This window comes from Streptomyces sp. SID3343 (assembly GCF_009865215.1).
Lineage (GTDB): Bacteria > Actinomycetota > Actinomycetes > Streptomycetales > Streptomycetaceae > Embleya.
Genome location: NZ_WWJX01000227.1, coordinates 1 through 3,874, shown reverse-complemented (window position 1 = coordinate 3,874; position 3,874 = coordinate 1). Strand labels below are relative to the sequence as shown.

Genomic DNA, 3,874 nt, shown 5'->3' with positions numbered 1-3,874 from the left:
ATCTTCCACACGATCCCGTTCAGGATCGCCCGGTCGTCCGACCGCCGGCGACCCATCGCCCCCGACGGAAGATGCGGCCGCAACGCGTCCCACTCCGCATCGGTCAACTCATGACGTCGAATCACACCCGACATCATGCCTCAACCCGAGCAGATTGAAGACACTTCCTAGTGACGCCGTCGAGGATCGTCCATGAGCGACGGGGCCGAACCGATCGCCGCGCCGCCGCCCGGATCGGGGTGCGGGTGCGGCCCCGATCGGGCGGCGGCGGTGTCGACCGGTTGTCGGGTGCCGGTCGGTGCCGATCGATTGCTCCGGCGGCGGTCGATGGTCGGGAGCCCGTCGGCTGCTCGGGCTTCGGTCGGTCGTTCAGTCGTCGTCGAGGACCGCCGAGAGGTCGAGGGCGCCCAGGCGTTCGGGATCGGCGAGGATGTCGATCGCGACGATCCGTCCGCGCGTGACGGTGAAGCCCATGACCGCAACCGGCCGCCCGCCGGACGTCGAGATGATCCCCGCGGCCCCGTTGACCAGCGCCGGGTGTCCGGAACGCTCGAAGCGCCGGAAGGAAAGCGCCTGTTCGGCCACCGCCCGGGCGCCGTGGAACTCCCGCGACGAGACCGAGGACGCCGCGACACCGTAGTCCGCGCGCAGCACGACGTCCGGATCGAGCACCGTGAGCAGCGCGTCGAAGTCCCCGTCACGCGCGGCGGCGAGGAACGCGTCGACCACCGCGCGCTGCCGACCGGCATCGCGGTCGGGTATCGGCGCCGTTCCCTGTACCCGCCGTCGGGCTCGGCTCGCGAGTTGCCGAGTCGCCGGCGCGGAACGCCCGACGATGGGGGCGATCTCGTCGAACGGCACCGCGAACAGGTCGTGCAGCACGAACGCGAGGCGTTCGGCGGGCGTCAACGTGTCCAGGACCACCAGCAACGCGAGACCCACCGAGTCGGCCAACAGCACCTCGTGCTCGGGGTCGACACCCCCCGGTCCGCTGACGATCACATCGGGGACGTGTACGTCGAAGGGGTCCTCGCGGCGGGATTTGCGCACGCGCAGCTGATCCAGGCAGACCCGGCCCACGACCGTCGTCAACCAGCCCCCGAGGTTGTCCACCTCGCTCGTGTCGGAGCGGCTGAGCCGAAACCACGCCTCCTGTACGGCGTCGTCGGCCTCGCTCAAGGAGCCCAGCATCCGGTACGCCACCGCCCGCAGATGGGGCCGATCGGCCTCGAACCGCTTCGCCAACCACTCTTGTTCCCGCATCGTCCACATCTCCTCGAAGCATCCGTCACGACTATGACGAAACGAATGGGGGCGATGTGACATGGTCGCCCGTAGGGCGTGGGGTGGGTGTGGCCGGCGGCCGGCGGCTTGTGATGGGGGGGCATCGGGGTCCGGCTTCTCGGCCTCGGTGGTGGGCGCGTCAGTCGGTGGGGACGGCCAGGCTCGTGCCGTACAGGCGGCTTACTCGCAGGCGGATGATCACGCGGTGTTCGGCGACGACCTGGGCCAGGAACGTGCTCGGGTCCGCGGGGCGGAATTCGGTCGGGAGCATGTCCAGGAGTTCGAGGCCGGTGGTGTCGCCGGGTACGAGGGTGGGCTCGGACAGTTCGGCCGCGCCCTCGGCGACGGCGAACGACCACGGCGATCCGCCGGACACGTGCAGCGCGGCGTTGGGGTTGCGGCGGATGTGGTGGGTCTTGGCGCGGTCGGTGGTGGTGGAGAAGCGGATCACGCGCTCCCGGGGATCCCACCGGTAGAGCAGGTTGGACAGGTGGGGCAGGCCGTCGCGCTTGATCGTGGCGAGTACGCCGATCTGCTCGCGCGCCAGGATCGCGGCGACCTCGTCCTCGGTGAGCGGGCGCGGCGGGGGACCGGACGGCTCGGGGGCGGCGGTCTCGGCGTCGGTGGGCTCCGGGAGCGACGGGTCGAGGTCGGTGGTCCGGGTGGGAGTCGGCTCGGTGGCGTTCACGGGGTTTCTCCTCGGTTTGCTTCGTGCGATGGTGCACGTGTTGTTCCTGAGGTGATTCTTTGTGATCGAGAGCCACGACGTAAGGAGGCACTTTTATGATCCGGAGTAACACGGATGTTCCCGAGCCGGTCACCCGCGAGAACCAGTGCCAGGTGGTCGAGGTCCTCGACCACGTCGCCGGCAAGTGGAGCATCGGCATCATGGTCGCGTTGGCGGCCGGGCCGATCCGGTTCACCGAGTTGGAGCGCGCGGTACCGGGGATCAGCCGGCGGATGCTCACCCTGAACCTGCGCAGACTCGAACGCGACGGTCTGTTGGTGCGCACGATCTACCCGACGGTGCCGCCGCGCGTGGAGTACGCGCTGACCGACATCGCACGTGAGCTGAACTGCTCGCTCACCGCCGTGGTGCGGTGGGCCGAGCTGTACCGCACGACGATCGACGCGGCGCGCGAGGCGTACGACGCGGCACAGGCCGCAGAGACGGAAGCGGGCACGAACGCGGGGGTGCGCGTGCACGCGTAGCGTCGCCGAACTCGGGGGCCCGGTCGGGGGTCACGGCGTCGGTCGGCCGGCCGGGCACCGTGTTCGGCGTGATGTCGAAGCGGTCGCGACGGGCGGTCGCTCACGGCGGTCCGGCCGGTGGGGGTCGGCCGCGAACGAACGGGATGCCCACGTCGCCGTCCGGGGTGTACCCGCGGGCGGAGAGCACGGTGACCCGATGACCGAGCGCGGTCGGCAGTGCGGCGAAGGCGCTGTCGAGTTCGTAGCAGAAGCGGCCGCGGGCGCTCGTCGAAGACCTTGGCGAGCAGGGCCGAGATGGATGTCGAGGTTCTCGAACGGGACGGCGGGCAGGTGTCGCCACTGCAACTCGGCGAGGCCGACGGCGTCGAGCCGAACCGGCCGCGGTATGCCCGGCAACGCCAGGTACGCGTCCACACGGTCCCGGTTCACGCCGGCTCCCGGCGATCGTCGCGCAAAAGCCCACGACACGTCGGTAGGCCACACTGCATCATGCAGGTTGTCGGTTTCGGACGCGTCCGCGCGTCGCGCGAGGAAACACCGCGGTGCGGACCGTCCGCTCGATCCCCGCCGCGGGGTCGACGGTCGTCGCCGACCCGGAGCCCGACCCGCACCATGAACCGCTGTTCTCCCGAAAGGAATCCACGAGCGTGACCGATGCCATCGACCTCGTCCACGACATCCCGGTGTGGCTGTGCGCCCCCGACGGCCCGATCGTGCGCGAGACCCGTGACGCCCTCGATCTGATCGGTGACGCCGGCTACCACGAGGCCCGATGGGTCGTGCTCCCGGTGGCTCGCCTGGACGGGGACTTCTTCCGCCTGCGTACGGGGCTGGCCGGGGAGGTCCTCCAAAAGTTCGCCCAGTACGACATGCGGCTGGCCGTGGTGGGCGACATCACGTCGTACGTGGAAGCGAGCACCGCCCTGCGAGACCTGGTGCGCGAGAGCAACCGAGGCACGCAGACCTGGTTCCTGGCGGATCTCGACGCCCTGGGGGCCCGGCTCGCGGGGACCGGCGACGACCGGACGGAGGAGCCGGGGGATCCCCGTCGTGCCGGGGTGGTGGGGAAAGGCTAGGTTTGCGGGATGCTCGTGGCGTTGATCGATTCCGGGATGGGACTGCTTCCGACGGCGGGGTGGCTGCGGCGGTTGCGGCCCGACCTCGACCTCTTGCTGTGCATGGACCCCGACGGCATGCCGTGGGGCCCGCGCGGCGAGGCATCGATCACCCGGCGCGTGCTCGCCGCCGCGCACACCGCGACCGAGCGCGGCGCCGCGGGCGTGGTGGTGCCGTGCAACACCGCGACGGTCACCGCGCTCGACACGTTGCGCGCGCTGCTCGAACCCGGCGTTCCCGTCGTGGGCACGGTGCCCGCGAT

General features: G+C 70.7%; 4 protein-coding genes and 1 pseudogene. 3 read left to right on the top strand and 2 right to left on the bottom strand.

The window, feature by feature from the left end; genetic code table 11:
- Nucleotides 1-369: 369 nt before the first annotated feature.
- Both GT354_RS08310 and GT354_RS08305 read right to left on the bottom strand, forming a co-directional pair.
- The gene (locus tag GT354_RS08310; RefSeq protein WP_161355614.1) at nt 370-1,263 is read right to left on the bottom strand and encodes a sigma-70 family RNA polymerase sigma factor; all 894 of its coding nucleotides are present in this window, start codon (nt 1,261-1,263) and stop codon (nt 370-372) included.
- A 160-nt stretch (nt 1,264-1,423) separates the two neighbouring features.
- A complete protein-coding gene (locus tag GT354_RS08305) occupies nt 1,424-1,972 on the bottom strand; it encodes a TIGR03618 family F420-dependent PPOX class oxidoreductase (RefSeq protein WP_161355613.1) in 549 nt (182 codons plus the stop codon).
- Between the two features lie 95 nt (nt 1,973-2,067).
- Between GT354_RS08305 and GT354_RS08300 the strand changes: the two genes are divergently transcribed.
- The 3 genes and pseudogenes from GT354_RS08300 to GT354_RS08290 form a co-directional block, all read left to right on the top strand.
- Nucleotides 2,068-2,496, top strand: coding sequence for a helix-turn-helix domain-containing protein (locus GT354_RS08300; protein ID WP_161355612.1), 429 nt, complete (start codon nt 2,068-2,070; stop codon nt 2,494-2,496).
- 647 nt (nt 2,497-3,143) lie between these two features.
- Complete coding sequence (locus tag GT354_RS08295) at nt 3,144-3,572, top strand: DUF4180 domain-containing protein (protein ID WP_161355615.1); 429 nt, start codon at nt 3,144-3,146, stop codon at nt 3,570-3,572.
- 9 nt (nt 3,573-3,581) lie between these two features.
- Nucleotides 3,582-3,874: pseudogene (locus tag GT354_RS08290) on the top strand (glutamate racemase); the annotation flags it as partial.

Coding starts and splice junctions, on each gene's coding strand:
- GT354_RS08300 (WP_161355612.1), top strand. CDS start 2,068: ATGATCCGGAGTAACACGGATGTTCCCGAGCCGGTCACCCGCGAGAAC.
- GT354_RS08310 (WP_161355614.1), bottom strand. CDS start 1,263: ATGCGGGAACAAGAGTGGTTGGCGAAGCGGTTCGAGGCCGATCGGCCC.